This window comes from Collimonas sp. (assembly GCF_035566555.1).
Classification (GTDB): Bacteria; Pseudomonadota; Gammaproteobacteria; order Burkholderiales; family Burkholderiaceae_D; genus Collimonas.
Genome location: NZ_DATMRB010000007.1, coordinates 147,447 through 163,705, shown reverse-complemented (window position 1 = coordinate 163,705; position 16,259 = coordinate 147,447). Strand labels below are relative to the sequence as shown.

Below are 16,259 nucleotides of genomic sequence, written 5' to 3'. Positions count from 1 at the left end.
TGCTTGAAGACGCTGAATGGCGCAGCGAATGCGCCTACTTTGTTTGCGGCCCGCGTCTGGCGCTAAAAATTATAGCGGCCGGTCAGCACAAATACCCGCCCCGGCTCAAAGCCGATACCTTGTTGCAGATCGGCGAAGCTGCCGTACAGGCGACGGTTCAAGAGATTGCGCACGCCCAGGGTCAACGACCACAATTTGTTCGCATAGCGCAGGTTGCCGTCCAGCGCGACCTGGCCGCCGATATGGTCGCCGCTGTTGTTGGGATAGCCGCTGCGGGCAGTCGCGCCGACGCCGTAGCCCCAGCCGCGCCAGGCCGGCGTCTGCAGATCGTAGCTGCTCCAGAAGCTGGCCTGGTGGCGCGCGATCAGCGAAGATATGACCTCATAGCCAGGTATCTGTCCATAGGAAAAATCGGTATAGCTGTAGGCCGCGGTAAGATTCCAGCCCGGCAGCGGACTGCCGTTCAGGTCGAACTCCATGCCGCGGCTGATGGTGGGCGCCTGCAGCAACGGCGACGAGCTGCTGTCGCTGTAAAGGACGCCGGCATGGGATGCCCGGAATGCTGCGACGGTTAGCAGCAAACGTTCATCCAACATGCTGAGTTTGAGGCCGGCTTCCAGCGATTTGCCGTCGGTCGACGGCAGGTTGTATAACCCGGGGGGACCGCCGTCGTAGCGTATGGGCGCAGTCGGCGCCTGCAGCACAAAACTCTTTTGCCTGTTGATATACAGCGTGAGCTTATCGCTCAGTTGATAAGACAGGCCGACATTGTAGACCGGCTTGCTGAGCGGATGCTGGGAGGTCATTGCCGCCGTTTGCGCATCGGTGGAGTGCGACCAGGCGCGGGTATAACCGAGATTGGCGAGGAAATGCCAGCGCCGCCAGGCCATCTGATCCTGCACAAACCAGTTGTTATAGTTGAGCGTCACCGCCGGGCCGGACGGCGCCAGATTACCCGCCGGCACTTCCGGCAGGCTGCTGCGCTCCAGCGTGGCCATCATCGGCTGGCCAGTATCCACCAGCGGCGCCGCGCGCCAGCTGTAGCTGAGCGCCATGCCCGCCAGCACCGTGTGCTTGAGCGCACCGGTATGGAAACTGCCATGCAGGCTGTTTTCCAGATTCCAGCCATAGGATGTCGATTCCAGCGCCGTCGACTGGCAATCCCGCAAGGCGTTGCCGGCATCGGACGCATCGCTGGCAATGCAATCGTAGGAACGCGAAGACAGGCGCGTGCGCATATAGTTGCCCTTGCTCTGCCAGCCCCAGCCGCTGCCCAGCTTCTGCTGCAGATCGAAGCTGGCGCCTAGGCTGGTGCTGAGCAAGCCGTCGTCCACCAGGCCGATCGGGCCGAGGCCTTCATTGGCCTGCTGATTGCGCTGATAGCTGATGCCGGCCACGGCCACGGTGCCGTCATGGCGATAGCCTAGCGAAGGCGCGAAATACAGGTCGCGCGCACTGTCGTAGCGGTCGATGGCATCGGCGTCACGGCTGGCGGAGAGGATGGTGCGATGAGTCCAGGCCTGATCCTCCGACAAAGCTCCGGCCAGGTCCAGCGCTACCCGCTGGTGCCCCTGGGTGCCGGTCTCCACCGTCAGTTGCCGCACCGGCTCGGCCTGTGGCTGCTTGGTGATGATGTTGACCAGCCCGCCCGGCTCCATGTCGCCGTTAGCGACAATCGAGTCGGCGCCCTTGAGGACTTCTATCCTGTCGATCGCCGCCAGCGGCGTATGCAAAGGCGAGCTGGCATAGTCGATCAGCGACGGCCCCTGCGCCAGGCCGTTGATGCGGGCCGGCGCCAGGAAGCCGCGGATGTATACCGCGGTGGCGGCGCCGCGATTATAGATATTGACGCCGCTGACATCGTGCAAGGCGTCCAGCACCGATTGCGACTGCTGGCTGGCCAGGATGTCTTGCGTCACCACCTGCACCGATTGTGGAATTTCGGCAAGCGGCGTGCTGGTGCGGGTGGCGCTGCTGCTGGCGGCGGCCACGCCCCAGACGGCGGCTGGCGGCTCGCTAGACGGGACCACCACCAGTTCCATCAGTACCGCGTCGTCGCGCGCGCCAGCGGCGGCCGCCTGCGCGTTGGCGGCTGCCAACGGGCGCGGCGCCAGCAGCGGCAGCGCTGCCGGCTTCGGCCTTAGCGCGTAACCGCCCTCGGCCTTGGCGACCGCTTCCAGTCCGGTGCCGTTCAACAGACGCGCAAACGCATCGCCCAGCGCATGATTGCCGCTCAGGCCAGGACTGACCTTGTCCAGCACCAGCGCCGGATCATAGACAAGCGAAATGCCGGCGCGCGCCGCGAAGACGGCCAGCACCTGGCTTAACTTGCCGGCGCCGATCGTATAATTTTTCGCCAGCTGCATGGCTTGGGCGCATGCCAGCTGGGGGGTGGCGAAGCCTGCCGACGCCAGGCACCAGCAGGCCACGTGCAGCCGCATGGCTATCGAGAGCGGCCGCGATGTATCAAGAATCCGTTGCCGAGAATTTTGTAGAACCATACGAATTGCTTTCTCGGTTAACCGTCACAAACACCTGCCTGGCGTGCCCGGACAAAGGGCATCGCCATATACCGCTATCGCGCCACAAAGCAAACAAGTATGCCTTCAACTGCGTCCACTATCGCTTAAGCTTTGGTCACCGTCACCCAGTAGCGGCTGATTTTTTCCACGCGCACCGGCAATACCTTACTGAGCAAAGACAGCACCTGGTCGGTATCGTTCAGCTGGAACGCCCCCGAAACCCGTTGCTCGGCGACCGCCGGATCGCAGATCAGCCGACCGTGCCGGTAGCGCGCCAGCTCGTCGACAAAATCGGCAAGACGCATTTTGTCGGCAACCAGCACCCCTTGCGACCAGAGCGCCAGGCTGCCGTCGGCCTGCTGCACCGGCTCCACGCCCTTGGCTGTAAATACGCATTGCTGGCCAGCCTTCAGCAGCAGCGCCATGCCCGCGGATTTTTGCGGCACTACTTCGACCGCACCCTCGAACACCGCCACGTGGCTGCGCATGCCCTCCTGCCGCACATCGAAACGAGTGTCGCGCGCGCGCAGCATGCCGTGCCGGGTCTGCACCAGGAACGGCCGCGCCGGAAAGCGCTGGTCGCGACCGGTGGTGACCAGCATCTCGCCGGTATATAAGCGCACCAGGCGCTGGGCGGCATCGAACTTGACGTCGACCGCACTGGCCGTGTTCAGCATCAGGCGGGAACCGTCTGCCAGCGCCACGTCGCGCTGCTCGCCGGTGCCGGTCTGGTAGTCGGCGGTCCACTCTTCCCACGGCAACCTGGTCGCCAGCCACGCTGCCGGCGCTGCCGTCAGCAGCAGCGACAAGGCTTTCAAAGCGGTGCGCCGCTGCTGGTACGATACCGGACGGTCGAGCACCGGCATGGCCAGTTCGGCCGGGATGTCGCTAAACGCACTATTGATCTTTTGCGCGCACATCCATGCGCGCTGATGTTCCGGGCTGCGCGAACGCCAGCGCTGCCAGGCTCTCTGGTCGGCTTCGGTCGCCTCGCCGCCGTGCAAGGTCATCAGCCAGGTTGCGGCTTCGCGGATGATGGCGGGATTGATAGGGGTGTCGTTCATGGCAGGGAAAACATCAGGCATTGTTCAAAGCCCAGCACCATGTGGCGCTTGACGGTGCGCACGGAAATGTCGAGGCGCTCGGCAATCTCGGCATAGGTCAACCCTTCCAGCTGCGACAGCAGGAAGGTGCTGCGCGCCTTGGCCGGCAGCTGGTCCAGCATGGCGTCGATTTCAAACAGGGTTTCCAGCAGCATCGCGCGATATTCCTGCGACGGCGCCAGCTCTTCCGGCACCATCGCCAGCGTTTCCAGATAGGTGCGTTCCAGCGCGTCGCGCCGATGGGCGTTGGCGACCAGCCCCTTGGCGATGACCGTCAGGTAGGCGCGCGGCTCTTCGATCACTTCGATCGCCGATTTCAGCAATACCCGTACAAACGTATCCTGGGCGATATCCGCGGCGTGGTCGATATTTCCGAGGCGCCGGCGCAGCCATCCTACCAACCAGTTATGGTGCTCAACATATAAGGACTGTATCGATGTAGCCTCAACCTTGGGCATAAGCGGCTCTCCTATGTTGCTCTTTCGCGGCATTTTCCGGCATGTGACTGTCAGCTTTCCTTATGGGATATAAGCTTTGCCAAACCGCTGGCAAAGCCAAGCTTAAAATCAGGGGTGCCGAAAATTGCGTAAAAACAGCTTGGCTTTTTTCGGTACTGACGCTCCTGCGACGTCTCTTTGCAAAACGAAAACATTGCAAGAAAGACGCGTACCGAATTTTAGCTCTACTTAATTCAAGACCAAAATGTAGGGCTAATTTGCGTCGGCCGTCAACCAGACAAACGGGGCTAGGCAACATAATTTTCACTAAACATTTAATTATTTGAACATTTGCTTGGCTTGCAGTTAACAAGTGGGAAAATGGCGATTTCCACTGTTACCTTGCACAATCGCCGCCACTGGACAATCAGCCAGACAGGGTTGTCTATGAGGCGAGCCGGTGTCCATAAATGACTAATCGCATAAGCCGCCTCACTTCACAGATAGAAGCAATATCGAGGCCAAGCGCCGGCAGATTCCCTTAGGTTTTTCTTATCGCAAAAATCGTATATAGATAGAACAAAAAAATCTATACAAAGAAAAGCATCTTCTCTTTTGATGCAGGCGCCGGCGCGCCAGCAGCAGCGACGCCATATCCATATCTAAAAAACCGTGATGGGCGGGGCCGCTGCAAACCGTGAGAAACAGAATTGTTTTGACAAGTGCCTGGCGCCAAGGCCGACACGCCCGGATTTGGTGCAATGGAGATGCACCAAGGAGTGCAAGGCCCAGTTCTGCGCCCTGCGAGTAGACAAGAGGCGCCGCCGGGCCGCTAGTGTAGTGTTTCGCATGTAATGGCGCTTAAGAAATGGTGTATTCGCGCGCCAGGCTAGGCGCTAACCGGAGCGATAGTGGGCTATCGCGAGGATTTGCAACGACGCATGGCGTGCAAAGACGCCGTTTATTAAGTGTCATTATGTGCGAAACACTACACTAGGTCCGGGTAAAACTTTCCAGCAAGCCGCTGTAAGGCTTATGCAGCGGATAGGCCAGATCGCCGCGCTTGCCGGTCTTCAGGCCCAGCTGCACCAGGCTTTCCGCCAGCTTCACCGCCACCGCCACGCCGTCGATCACGGCGATGCCCAGCTCTTCCTCGATGGCCCGGCAGAGATCGGTCATGCCGGCGCAGCCGAGCACAATGCTGTCGACCTGGTCCTGCTGCATCGCCTGCCGGCATTCTTCCAGGATGATGCGGTAAGCCGCCGACCCGGGTTGTTCCAGCTCCAGCACGTTCAGCTTGCAGGCGCGTATCTTGCGGCAAAAGCGCTGCATGCCGTAGCGCTCGGCCAGATGCCAGGCGATGCCGCAAGTGCGCTCCAGGGTGGTGACCACACTGAAGCTGGCGCCGATCAGGCTAGCCGCGTGCATCGCCGCTTCCGCAATGCCGATCACAGGGCCGCGCGCAGCCTCGCGCGCGGCGTACAAGCCGGGATCGCCGAAGCAGGCGATCACATAAGCGTCGACGGCAGCCGCTTCGCCCAGTCTGATTTCTTCCAGTATGCCGGGCACGCTGAGGGCTTCGTCGTAATGGCTCTCGATGGAGGCCGGCCCCATGCCAGGGCTGACTGCCACGATCTCGGTGCCGCCGGCAGCAACCTGGCGCGCGCACTGGCCGATTTTCCTGGTCATGCTCCAGGTGGTGTTGGGATTGATGATTTTGATTTTCAAAATGAGAGACAGGGAAAAATCGCCGCAGCAGCGGCATGGCCGGCCTGGCAGTGCCAGGCCGGCTGCATGGACTAGGGCATTTCAGCACGGGCTATGGCGGCTGCCGGCAGCACCTGCCGGACGCTGATAGTCCAGTAGATCAGCAGGCCGCAGCCCATGCCGATGAACCAGGTGAAATTGGCCAGGCTGCCGAACGCCGGCACCAGCACGCACAGAATCGGGATGATGGCGGATGGAATCAGGGCCATGATGGCTTTCGGATTGTAGCCGTTGCTGTACCAGTAGGCGCCCTGCTCATCCATGCTGTACAGGTCGTCGACGCTCACCTGCTGCTTCTTGACCAGATAAAAGTCCGCAATCAGGATACCGAACAAAGGCCCGATGAAAGAGCCGAGGATATCCAGCGTGTAATGGATCACGTGCGGGTTGTTGAACAGATTCCAGGGCGTGATGAAAATCGACGCCACCGCCGCGATCATGCCGCCCATGCGCCAGCTGATCTGCTTTGGCGCCACGTTGGAAAAATCGAAGGCCGGCGAGACGAAGTTGGCGACGATGTTGATGCCCACCGTAGCGATCATGAAAGTCAGGCCGCCCAGCACCACCGCGAAGGTGTTGTCGATATGGCCGACCATTTCCACCGGATCGGTGATCAGCTTGCCGTACAGCGGCAGAGTGGCGGCGATGCAGACTACCGTCAGCAGCGAGAAGCCGAGGAAATTCACCGGCAAGCCCCAGAAATTGCCGCGCTTGACCGACTGGTAATCCTTGCCGTAGCGCGAGAAATCGCCGAAATTGAGCATCGGCCCCGAGAAATAGGACACCACCAGCGCGATCGCATTGATCATGATCGGCAGCGCCGCCGCGCCGCTGTACTTGATGCCGCCCAGGTTGAGGTCGATATTGCTCCAGCCGGCCTTGCTGATCAGCCACGCGGCCAGCAGCAGCATCACGACATAAACTGCGGGACCGGCCCAGTCGATGAATCTGCGGATCGCGTCCATGCCGGTCCAGAACACGATGGCTTGCAGCACCCACATCACCATGAAGCCGAGCCAGCCGAGGTAAGACAGGCCGGCAAAGCCGTATTGCCTGACGTCCGCATAGAGCGCCATCTGCGGGAAGAACTTGAGCACGATCAGCAGGAAGGCTCCGGAAGCCAGGTAGGTCTGGATGCCGTACCAGGCCACCGCAATCAGGCCGCGGATGATGGCCGGGATATTCGCCCCCAGCACGCCGAAGGTCGTGCGGCAGATCACCGGATAAGGCGCGCTGGTGATCTGGCTCGGCTTCGCCACCAGGTTGGCGAAACACTGCACGATGACGATCCCCACCAGCAGCGACACCAGCACCTGCCAGCTGCTCAGCCCCAGCGCAAACAAGCTGCCGGCGGTCACATAGCCGCCGACACTGTGCACGTCCGACATCCAGAACGCAAAAATATTGTAGCTGCCCCAGGTCTGCTTTTTCAGCGGCGCCAAGTCTTCATTGGTGAGCCTGTCGTGATACGACGGCTTGATGATCGCATTGTGCTGTTCCATCATTACTCCTGATCCGGTATGTGTGTGATTGGGTAGGCGGCAAATAAAATTGTCATCGGCGACGGGACATCGCGCCCCCCCCCCGCGGTCATCAGCCCTCATCTATGCACAATCAAATTCAAGATTGCGCACAATCATGAATTTGCATAAAGCCAGAACCGTGCCAAGCGGCTTACGTGGCAAGGGCTTTGCGCATCTGACATAGGGAAAAACGGGAGAAAAGAAGCTGCCTGGAGGTGACAAGACGATGGTCGAGCGGCCTGGAAGACGCACAAATTACGTGCAGGGATAGCCAGTATTGTGCACAAAATCTCCTGGGGCACGATCCGGGTGCATGCTCAAATGGGAGAATAAATAACTATGTCCGACAATAGCCGCGGGCCGTGCACGCAAGCGGCTTCGGATTTATACTGTGGCAATATCTTGAAGAATCTGCCTCGACCCATGTATAAATTGTGCACAATCCAGACTTACCTTGCTCTCGGAATACAGCCTAAGCCACCAGCAGAGAGCCTGCCATGAGTGCCGTTTCCAGGATTCCGCAAGAGGATCTGAGCAACGATGAAATCGATGCGCGTATCCAACTATCCATCATCGACGCCATCCTTGATCATCAGCTACCGCCGGGGACGCGCCTGGTGGAGGCGCCGCTATGCGAAGCCTTCGGCGTCACGCGCGGCACCTTGCGGCGCGTCTTCGTCAAGCTGGCGCATGAGCGGGTCATCGATTTGCAGCCAAACCGCGGCGCAGTGATCGCCACGCATGACGTCAAGGAAGCACGCGAAGTGTTCGAGGCACGCGGCATCCTCGAGAGCGGTTCGGTCAAGAGCCTGGCCGCCAAGCGCAAGGTCCTGCCGGAACTGCGGGCGCTGGTGAAACGCGAACACGCGCTGCGCGAGCAAGGCAACTGGGGAGCCTGGATAAGGCTGTCGGGCGAGTTCCATATCAAGCTGAGCGAAGCGAACCAGAACAATATCGTCAGCGCTTACCTGCGCACCCTGATTGCACGCACTTCTCTGCTGATAGGCTTGTATGAAACGCCAAAGCGCAACAGCTGCTCGGCCGACGAGCACGGCGCGATACTGGATGCGATTGAACAAGGCGACGGCGAACGCGCGGCCAGGCTGATGGAACATCACCTGGGCGAGTATGCTTCCGAACTGCTGACCGAGGCCACGCCGCCAAAGGAAGTAGATTTCGCCAAGCTGTTTGCGCCGGTGCGGATGTTGTGACAGCGGGGTCCGGATTTTCGTCGCGCTTAAGACACGCAGCTAATTGGGGTCAGAGTAATTTACGACGATACTGCCGTCGTAAAAAAACTCCGACCCCAGATGACTCGGTCTGCGTGGCGCCCTGCCCCACATGACTCGGTCAGCGCGGCGCCCGCCTACCTGCCGCCCCTGGCATCGTCGTCCAGGCTGCGGAGGAACTGCATTTTCTCGGCGATCTTGGCTTCCACCCCGCGCGGCACCGGCTGGTACCAGTGCGGATCTTCGATGCCGTCCGGCAGATAGGTTTCTCCGGCGGCATAGGCATGCGGCTCATTGTGCGCATAGCGATATTCATGGCCGTAGCCGAGTTCCTTCATCAGCTTGGTTGGCGCATTGCGCAGATGGACCGGCACCTCGCGCGACTTGTCTTTCTTGACGAATGCCATGGCCTGGTTGAAGGCGTTGTAGCCGGCATTGCTCTTGGCGGCGATCGCCAGGTAAATCACGGCCTGGCCCAGCGCCAGCTCGCCTTCCGGCGAACCCAGGCGCTCGAAGGTGGCGGCGGCGTCGGTGGCGATCTGCATGGCGCGCGGATCGGCCAGGCCGATATCTTCCCAGGCCATGCGGATGATCCGTCGCGACAGGTATTTGGGATCGGCGCCGCCGTCCAGCATGCGGCACAGCCAGTACAGCGCGCCATCCGGGCTGGAGCCGCGCACCGATTTATGCAGGGCGGAAATCTGGTCGTAGAAATTGTCGCCGCCCTTGTCGAAGCGTCGTGCATTCAAGCTCAAGGCATTTTCCAGGAATTCCGTCGTCACCTGGGTCACGCCGGAAGCCTGGAGCGCGCTGCCGATCTGCTCCAGCAGGTTCAGCAGGCGGCGCGCATCGCCGTCGGCATAGCCGATCAGGGTGTCTACCGCCGCCTCGTCAAACTGCAGGTGCATCAGCACGCGCTGCTGCGCCCGCTGCAGCAGCTGCTTCAGTTCGTCTTCAGTGAGCGCCTGCAGCACATACACTTGGGCCCGCGAGAGCAAAGCCGAGTTGACTTCAAACGAGGGATTTTCGGTGGTGGCGCCGATGAAAGTCACCAGCCCCGATTCGGCATACGGCAGCAAGGCATCCTGCTGCGATTTGTTGAAACGGTGGATTTCATCGACGAACAGGATGGTGTGCTTGCCCTGGGCCAGGTACTGCTGCGCCTGTTCCATCGCGGCGCGGATATCCTTGACCCCGGAAAACACCGCCGACAAGGGGATGAATTCGCAATCGAAGGCATTCGCGGTCAGGCGTGCCAGCGTGGTCTTGCCGACGCCCGGCGGCCCCCACAGGATCATGGAATGCGGCCGGCCCGATTCGAACGCCAGCCGCAACGGCTTGCCCGGCCCCAGCAGATGGCTTTGCCCGATCACTTCGTCCAGGGTTGCCGGACGCAATGCTTCAGCCAGCGGCGGCGTGGGTGCTACTGCAAAGAGATCGGACATGAAGATGGTTCTGCGAAAAATGTACTTTGTTTGAAAAATGCAAGCAGGTGACGCCAGCGGATCAGCCCCTGCCTACGCAAAAACTGCAACTGTGAGAGAATCCCACTCGATTTTGACGCCAACGCCAGCCACGCCATTGCACGCCAGCCCCAACCCGGACCTGCCCGACCATGCCCTTTGTCGTCACCGATTCCTGCATCCAGTGCAAGTACACCGACTGTGTCGAAGTCTGTCCCATGGACTGCTTCCGGCAAGGTCCGAACTTCCTGGTGATCGTGCCGGACAACTGCATCGACTGCTCGATGTGCGTGCCGGAATGCCCGGTCGGCGCCATCTACAACGAAACCGACCTGCCGCCGGAACAGCGCCACTTCATCGAAATCAACGCCCGCCTGGCCGCGCACCCCGAATGGACGCCGATCACCCGCTCGCAAGCGCCGCTGGCGGATCATGAAAACTGGCGTACAGTCGCCAACAAGCTGGAATTCCTCAAGCTGGCCTGAACACCGGCGTGGGCACTCGTGCCCACCCTGCCGGTTATTGATCCAGCACGTCCGCGCCCTTCGGCACGACAAACTTGAACTGGCCGGCCGTCAACGGCGGATTCTTGACGAAATTCTTGAAGGTCAGCAGCGACACCTGGCCGAAAGAATCGCGCAGCTCCATCGCCTGCGGCACGCCGTCCTTGAGGCCGATGCCGATATGGTCGAAGGTGGTGTCCTTGGCTTTCGGCGTCGCTTCCAGCCATTCCATGCCATCCTTGGCCTGGCCTTCCTTCAGGATGAAATTCTTTTCCAGATCGTTGCTGCCGAACAGGATCGCCGCCGGCGACGAGCCGAGCGCATTGCCCAGACTCTTGGTGGTGACCTGGTTCAGATCCTTGTCGTAGATGAACAGCTTGTCGCCATCGGCCTGCAGGATCTGTTCATATGGCTTCTGATAAGTCCAGATGAACTTGCCCGGCCGCGCGAAAATGAAGATGCCGCTAGAGGTGCTGGACACCTTCGGCGTCTTGGTGCCGGCGTCGATCTTCACCAGCTGCTGGTAGAACTCGCCCTTGGCCGACTGCGTGCTGCTGACGAAGGTCTTGAACTGTTCCAGCGCGCTGGCGCTGGCCAGCGACGGCAGCAGCGCCATGCTCAGCGACAGGCCGACGATCAGGCGCCCCGACTTGAAGCGGGCGAACATGTTGTGCTTGCCGGCGCCGTTCAGGCTGGCGATAATTTTCTTTTGCATATTTTTACTCCGTATTGCTATTCCCCGCCGGCACCAGGATTTCCCGGTTGCCGTTGGATTGCATGGTTGAGACCAGGCCGCTGGTTTCCATTTGCTCCAGCAGGCGCGCTGCACGGTTGTAACCGATGCGCAGGTGGCGCTGCACCAGAGAAATCGAAGCCCGCCGGTTCTTGAGCACGACTGCCACCGCCTGGTCGTAAAGTTCATCGCCTTCGGTGCCGCCAACGGCAGCGCCGCCGATAGCGCCGTCGCCGCCGTCTTCCAGCACGCCGCCTTCCAGTATGCCCTCGACGTAATTCGGTTCGCCCTGCTCTTTCAGATAATCGACCACCCGGTGCACTTCTTCATCCGAGACAAAGGCGCCGTGCACGCGGATCGGCAAGCCGGTGCCGGGCGGCATATACAGCATGTCGCCCATGCCCAGCAGCGCTTCCGCGCCCATCTGGTCGAGAATCGTGCGCGAGTCGATCTTGCTGCTGACCTGGAACGCGATCCGGGTCGGCACGTTGGCCTTGATCAGGCCGGTGATCACGTCTACAGATGGGCGCTGTGTCGCCAGAATCAAGTGGATGCCGGCCGCGCGCGCTTTCTGGGCAATGCGGGCGATCAATTCTTCCACCTTCTTGCCGACTACCATCATGAGGTCAGCCAGCTCGTCGATGATGACCACGATGGTCGGCAGCTTTTCCAGCGGTTCCGGCGCGTCCGGCGTCAGGCTGAACGGATTCGGGATTTTCTCTTCGCGCTTGTCGGCGTCGATGATCTTCTGGTTATAGCCGGCCAGGTTGCGCACGCCCAGCTTCGACATCAGCTTGTAGCGGCGCTCCATCTCGTTCACCGCCCAATTGAGTGCATGGCCGGCCTGGCGCATGTCGGTCACCACCGGCGCCAGCAAGTGCGGAATGCCTTCGTAGATCGACAGTTCCAGCATTTTCGGATCGATCAGGATCAGCCGCACCTGGTTCGGGTCGGATTTATACAGCAAGGAAAGGATGGTGGCGTTGATCCCCACCGACTTGCCCGAACCGGTGGTGCCCGCCACCAGCAAGTGCGGCATCTTGGCCAGGTCGGCCACCACCGGATGGCCGGCGATATCCTTGCCGAGCGCAATGGTCAGGCTGGAGACGCCGTCGTTGTACACCTTGGAGCCGAGGATCTCGGTCAGGCGCACAATCTGCCGTTTCGGGTTAGGCAGCTCCAGGCCCATGTACATCTTGCCCGGGATCACTTCGACCACGCGGATCGAGGTCAGCGACAGCGAACGCGCCAGGTCGCGCGCCAGGCCGACGATCTGGCTGCCCTTGACGCCGGTGGCCGGCTCGATTTCATAGCGCGTGATCACCGGCCCCGGATGCGCCGCCACCACCGTCACCTGGACGCCAAAATCGGAGAGTTTCTTCTCGATCAGGCGGCTGGTGAACTCCAGCGTTTCGACACTCACGGTCTGTTGCGCCGGCGGCGCCTCATCCAGCAGCGACAAAGGCGGCAGATTGGTATCCGGCAAATCTTCGAACAAGGCGCTTTGCTTTTCCTTTTGCACCCGCTCGGATTTCGGCACGGCGACGACCTGCGGCTCGATGCGGATCGGCGGCGCCACCACAATCTTGGCGCGCTCCTGCACCACCACTTCTTCGCGCTTGACGGCGGCGACCTGGCCGACCTTGCGGTCCTGCCGCGCCACGTAGAAATTCTTCAGCCACAGCAGGCCGTTTTCGATGCCGGCGCCGATACGCTCCGCCACCGTCAGCCAGGACATATGGAAAAACAGGCTGATGCCGATGGCAAACAGCAGCAGCAGGAACAAGGTGCCGCCGGTGAAACCAAGCGCGTTCTGGGCGCCGCTGCCGATCAGCTGGCCCAGCACGCCGCCGGGCGCGCGCGGCAGCTGCACGTGGCCGGCCAGCCATTGCATGCGGGTATATTCAAGACCAAGGCTGCCAGCCAGGATCAGGACAAAGCCGGCGCCGCGGATCAGGCCTTCGTGGCGGTGCTCGGGTTCGGCGTTTTTCTCGACCACGAAACGCTGCGAAATGCGGCGGTAACCCTGCCACAGGGTGCGCAGCAGCAGCGCACACCACCACCAGGCCGAGGCGCCGAAGACAAACAGCATCAGGTCCGACATCCAGGCGCCGATGCGGCCGCCCCAGTTATGCATGCGCGGCACCAGAGCGCCGTGCGACCAGCCCGGGTCAGACTTGGAATAAGTGGCGAAAATGATGATCAGATAGGCTGTGACGACCGCGTAGATGATCCAGCGCGCTTCATACAACAGCCGCACCAGGCGGCTTGGCAAAGGCGCCGCGTCCTGCGGTTTGGCGTTGCGGGTATAGGCTTGGCTTGTTCTAGTCATAAATCCGGTTGCTGTTGCTTTAGTGTTGCTTCTTGAAAATGGTTTAAGACCTTGTACCCAGCATAAGTTCCATCAAAAACCTGTGGCTCAATCATGCATGGCAAGTTGAAATTATGCACCCAATACCTATATATATAACCAGTGTTTGCTGTTTCCAATTGAAACATGCGTAAAAAACAAGCCGGGCGCGTACGAATTTTGATGCGCTGCACACGCTCCAAGGCTTGCTCGACTATAATCTTACCGAGTTTTTGAGCGCATTTTGATGATCTTGACAATTTTTATCCGCCATAAGCGTGTATAAAACGGCACTCATCGAGCCCATGACGCTCCCGACATTTGTTACCTAAGGCCTTCCATGACTACTACCAAACCCGCCAAGCACGCCCACGTACTGATCCTCGGCTCCGGACCTGCGGGCTACAGCGCCGCCGTCTACGCCGCGCGCGCCAACCTGAAACCGGTGCTGATCACCGGCGTCGAGCAAGGCGGCCAGCTGATGACCACGACCGACGTTGAAAACTGGCCGGGCGATCCGCATGGCGTGCAAGGTCCTGAACTGATGCAGCGCCTGCTCAAGCATGCGGAAGAATTCAACACAGAAATCATTTTCGACCACATCCACACCACCAAGTTGTCGGAAAAGCCATTCCGTCTGATCGGCGACAATGGCGAATACACCTGCGACGCCCTGATCATCGCCACCGGCGCTTCGGCCCAGTACCTCGGCCTGCCGTCGGAAGAGGCGTTCATGGGCAAAGGCGTGTCCGCCTGCGCCACCTGCGACGGTTTCTTCTACCGCGACCAGGAAGTGGCCGTGGTCGGCGGCGGCAATACCGCTGTCGAAGAAGCGCTGTACCTGTCGAATATCGCCAGCAAGGTCACGCTGATCCATCGCCGCGACAAGTTCCGCGCCGAACCTATCCTGGTCGACCGCCTCAACGCCAAAGTGGCGGAAGGCAAGATCGTCATCAAGTACAACCACACGCTGGACGAAGTCACCGGCGACGCCAGCGGCGTTACCGGCATCAACATCAAGTCGGTGGCCGACGGCAGCATCACGCCGATCACCTTGCACGGCGTTTTCATCGCCATCGGCCACAAGCCGAACACCGGCATTTTCGACGGCCAGCTGGAAATGCATAACGGCTATATCAAGACCAAGACCGGCCTGGAAGGCATGGCCACTGCCACCAGCGTGCCAGGCGTGTTCGCCGCCGGCGACGTGCAGGACCATATCTACCGCCAGGCCATCACCAGCGCCGGCACCGGCTGCATGGCGGCGCTCGACGCCCAGCGCTTCCTGGAAGACTAAGGCCTTGCTTGATGTTGACGACGATGATTCCCTCGTCGCCAACATCGGCTTGCTGCATCCCGCCGCCTTTTACCATCAGCAGACGCATATATCATGGCCGGCCCGATCAAAGATTTCAGCGCCCTCAAATCGCTGCGCAAGGAAATCAAGGCGCAGGACGAAGCACGCCAGGCTGCCGCGGCTGAAGCCAAGCGCCGCGCGCAGGAAGCACGGCGCGACGCCGACATCTTCCGCAGCAGCATCGGCGACGTCAAGCCGCTAGCGGTGCCGCCCAAGTTCACCCCCGCCATCCCGCGGCCGTTGCCGATCGCCCGCCAGCACCTGGCCGACGAGCAAGCCGCGCTGGAAGAATCGCTGTCGGACGATTTCAACATCGAAACCCTGCTCGATACCGACGACACGCTCAGCTTCGCCCGTAACGGCATCGGCCCGGACGTCATGCGCAAGCTGCGGCGCGGCCACTGGACCATCCAGCAGCAGCTTGACCTGCACGGCTTGCGGCGCGAAGAAGCGCGCGAAGCGCTGGCCGAATTCCTGCGCCTGGCCGCCAAGCGTGGCTGGCGCTGCGTCCGCATCATCCACGGCAAGGGCCTGGGTTCGGTCAACAAGGAGCCGGTGCTGAAATCCAAGGTGCGCAACTGGCTGGTGCAAAAGGATGAAGTGCTAGCCTTCTGCCAGGCCACCGCATCCGAGGGCGGCTCCGGCGCCTTGCTGGTGCTGCTCAAAGGCCAGCTCTAAATCCTTTCGCGCCGCTCCAGCCTCAATCCCGCGGCAGGCAACATTTGCTTGCCTTGTTGCGCGGGAAAGTCAGCCGCATCGCCACCCGCTGCCCCAGGCCCGCCGCAGTTTCCTGCCTGAGCGCGGCCGCCAGGAAATCCGGCGCCGCGCCCAGCGTGACAAAGCCGAATTTTCGATACAACGCCTGGCTGGGAGCGAACTCCAGGAAAGTCGTCAGGTACAAGGTCGGGATCGCGCGCGCATAACACCAGGCGACGACAGCCGCCAGCAAGCCGCTGCCTATCCCTTGCTTGCCGTAGGCAGGCAGGACATCGAGCTCCGCCAGCAACGCCACCCGGCCATGCATGGCGACGCAGGCAAAACCCAGCACCTTGGCCGCGCCATCTTTTGCCACCCACAACATGCCGGCTGCCTGCGCAGCCATGAGCTTTTCAGGCGCCACCGTCTCCCCGCGCAAATGCAGCGGCAGCAGCCGTTCAGGAAACAGCGTGGCGGCCGCCTGCTCCACCGCGGCCAAAGCCGCAACATCCTCTATCGACGCCTGTTCAATCCGGTAATCCCTCACGCCCGCCCTCCATCCACCGCACATTTCAT

At 60.9% G+C, this 16,259-nt stretch carries 14 protein-coding genes; 4 read left to right on the top strand and 10 right to left on the bottom strand.

The annotated features are described in order from the left end of the window. Nucleotides 1-62 precede the first annotated feature (62 nt). The 5 genes from VNZ65_RS01575 to VNZ65_RS01555 form a co-directional block, all read right to left on the bottom strand. Nucleotides 63-2,501 carry a TonB-dependent receptor gene (locus VNZ65_RS01575; protein ID WP_325665389.1) on the bottom strand — a complete coding sequence of 813 codons (2,439 nt, stop codon included), beginning with the start codon at nt 2,499-2,501 and terminating at the stop codon, nt 63-65. Between the two features lie 125 nt (nt 2,502-2,626). Then, nucleotides 2,627-3,586 (bottom strand): FecR domain-containing protein, encoded by a 960-nt coding sequence (locus tag VNZ65_RS01570; protein WP_325665387.1) that lies wholly within the window; start codon nt 3,584-3,586, stop codon nt 2,627-2,629. After that, on the bottom strand, nt 3,583-4,083 hold the full coding sequence (locus VNZ65_RS01565; protein ID WP_061939416.1) for a sigma-70 family RNA polymerase sigma factor: 501 nt from the start codon (nt 4,081-4,083) through the stop codon (nt 3,583-3,585). The genes VNZ65_RS01570 and VNZ65_RS01565 overlap by 4 nt, the downstream gene beginning before the upstream one ends. A 972-nt stretch (nt 4,084-5,055) precedes the next feature. Further along, entirely contained in the window at nt 5,056-5,790 is a 735-nt protein-coding gene (locus tag VNZ65_RS01560; protein ID WP_325665384.1) for an aspartate/glutamate racemase family protein, read from the bottom strand. Between the two features lie 71 nt (nt 5,791-5,861). Next, nucleotides 5,862-7,331: an NCS1 family nucleobase:cation symporter-1 gene (locus VNZ65_RS01555; RefSeq protein WP_325665382.1), complete on the bottom strand. Its 1,470-nt coding sequence runs from the start codon at nt 7,329-7,331 to the stop codon at nt 5,862-5,864. Nucleotides 7,332-7,849: 518 nt separating this feature from the next. Here VNZ65_RS01555 and VNZ65_RS01550 point away from each other — a divergent pair. Next, on the top strand, nt 7,850-8,563 hold the full coding sequence (locus tag VNZ65_RS01550) for a GntR family transcriptional regulator (RefSeq protein WP_325665380.1): 714 nt from the start codon (nt 7,850-7,852) through the stop codon (nt 8,561-8,563). 155 nt (nt 8,564-8,718) lie between these two features. On the opposite strand, the gene VNZ65_RS01545 is transcribed toward VNZ65_RS01550, so the two are convergent. After that, nucleotides 8,719-10,026, bottom strand: coding sequence for a replication-associated recombination protein A (locus VNZ65_RS01545; RefSeq protein ID WP_325665378.1), 1,308 nt, complete (start codon nt 10,024-10,026; stop codon nt 8,719-8,721). 170 nt (nt 10,027-10,196) lie between these two features. On the opposite strand from VNZ65_RS01545, the gene fdxA reads away from it, so the two are divergent. Further along, complete coding sequence (fdxA, locus tag VNZ65_RS01540) at nt 10,197-10,529, top strand: ferredoxin FdxA (RefSeq protein ID WP_325665376.1); 333 nt, start codon at nt 10,197-10,199, stop codon at nt 10,527-10,529. Nucleotides 10,530-10,563: 34 nt separating this feature from the next. On the opposite strand, the gene lolA is transcribed toward fdxA, so the two are convergent. The 3 genes from lolA to VNZ65_RS01525 are packed head-to-tail and all read right to left on the bottom strand — an operon-like array spanning nt 10,564 to nt 13,890. After that, nucleotides 10,564-11,262 carry an outer membrane lipoprotein chaperone LolA gene (lolA, locus tag VNZ65_RS01535; protein WP_325665374.1) on the bottom strand — a complete coding sequence of 233 codons (699 nt, stop codon included), beginning with the start codon at nt 11,260-11,262 and terminating at the stop codon, nt 10,564-10,566. 4 nt (nt 11,263-11,266) lie between these two features. Then, a complete protein-coding gene (locus VNZ65_RS01530; protein WP_325665372.1) occupies nt 11,267-13,612 on the bottom strand; it encodes a DNA translocase FtsK in 2,346 nt (781 codons plus the stop codon). After that, nucleotides 13,609-13,890, bottom strand: a complete 282-nt coding sequence (locus tag VNZ65_RS01525; protein ID WP_325665370.1) for a hypothetical protein — start codon at nt 13,888-13,890, stop codon at nt 13,609-13,611. Before VNZ65_RS01525 ends, VNZ65_RS01530 begins: the two co-directional genes overlap by 4 nt. Before the next feature lie 80 nt (nt 13,891-13,970). On the opposite strand from VNZ65_RS01525, the gene trxB reads away from it, so the two are divergent. Both trxB and VNZ65_RS01515 read left to right on the top strand, forming a co-directional pair. Beyond that, a complete protein-coding gene (gene trxB / locus VNZ65_RS01520) occupies nt 13,971-14,927 on the top strand; it encodes a thioredoxin-disulfide reductase (RefSeq protein ID WP_325665368.1) in 957 nt (318 codons plus the stop codon). Nucleotides 14,928-15,020: 93 nt separating this feature from the next. Continuing rightward, nucleotides 15,021-15,665, top strand: a complete 645-nt coding sequence (locus VNZ65_RS01515; RefSeq protein ID WP_325665366.1) for a Smr/MutS family protein — start codon at nt 15,021-15,023, stop codon at nt 15,663-15,665. 22 nt (nt 15,666-15,687) lie between these two features. Here VNZ65_RS01515 and VNZ65_RS01510 read toward each other — a convergent pair whose 3' ends face one another. Further along, nucleotides 15,688-16,230, bottom strand: a complete 543-nt coding sequence (locus VNZ65_RS01510; protein ID WP_325665364.1) for a GNAT family N-acetyltransferase — start codon at nt 16,228-16,230, stop codon at nt 15,688-15,690. Nucleotides 16,231-16,259: the final 29 nt, after the last annotated feature.

Coding starts and splice junctions, on each gene's coding strand:
- VNZ65_RS01575 (WP_325665389.1), bottom strand. CDS start 2,501: ATGGTTCTACAAAATTCTCGGCAACGGATTCTTGATACATCGCGGCCG.
- VNZ65_RS01570 (WP_325665387.1), bottom strand. CDS start 3,586: ATGAACGACACCCCTATCAATCCCGCCATCATCCGCGAAGCCGCAACC.
- VNZ65_RS01565 (WP_061939416.1), bottom strand. CDS start 4,083: ATGCCCAAGGTTGAGGCTACATCGATACAGTCCTTATATGTTGAGCAC.
- VNZ65_RS01555 (WP_325665382.1), bottom strand. CDS start 7,331: ATGGAACAGCACAATGCGATCATCAAGCCGTCGTATCACGACAGGCTC.
- VNZ65_RS01550 (WP_325665380.1), top strand. CDS start 7,850: ATGAGTGCCGTTTCCAGGATTCCGCAAGAGGATCTGAGCAACGATGAA.
- VNZ65_RS01545 (WP_325665378.1), bottom strand. CDS start 10,026: ATGTCCGATCTCTTTGCAGTAGCACCCACGCCGCCGCTGGCTGAAGCA.
- fdxA (WP_325665376.1), top strand. CDS start 10,197: ATGCCCTTTGTCGTCACCGATTCCTGCATCCAGTGCAAGTACACCGAC.
- lolA (WP_325665374.1), bottom strand. CDS start 11,262: ATGCAAAAGAAAATTATCGCCAGCCTGAACGGCGCCGGCAAGCACAAC.
- VNZ65_RS01530 (WP_325665372.1), bottom strand. CDS start 13,612: ATGACTAGAACAAGCCAAGCCTATACCCGCAACGCCAAACCGCAGGAC.
- trxB (WP_325665368.1), top strand. CDS start 13,971: ATGACTACTACCAAACCCGCCAAGCACGCCCACGTACTGATCCTCGGC.
- VNZ65_RS01515 (WP_325665366.1), top strand. CDS start 15,021: ATGGCCGGCCCGATCAAAGATTTCAGCGCCCTCAAATCGCTGCGCAAG.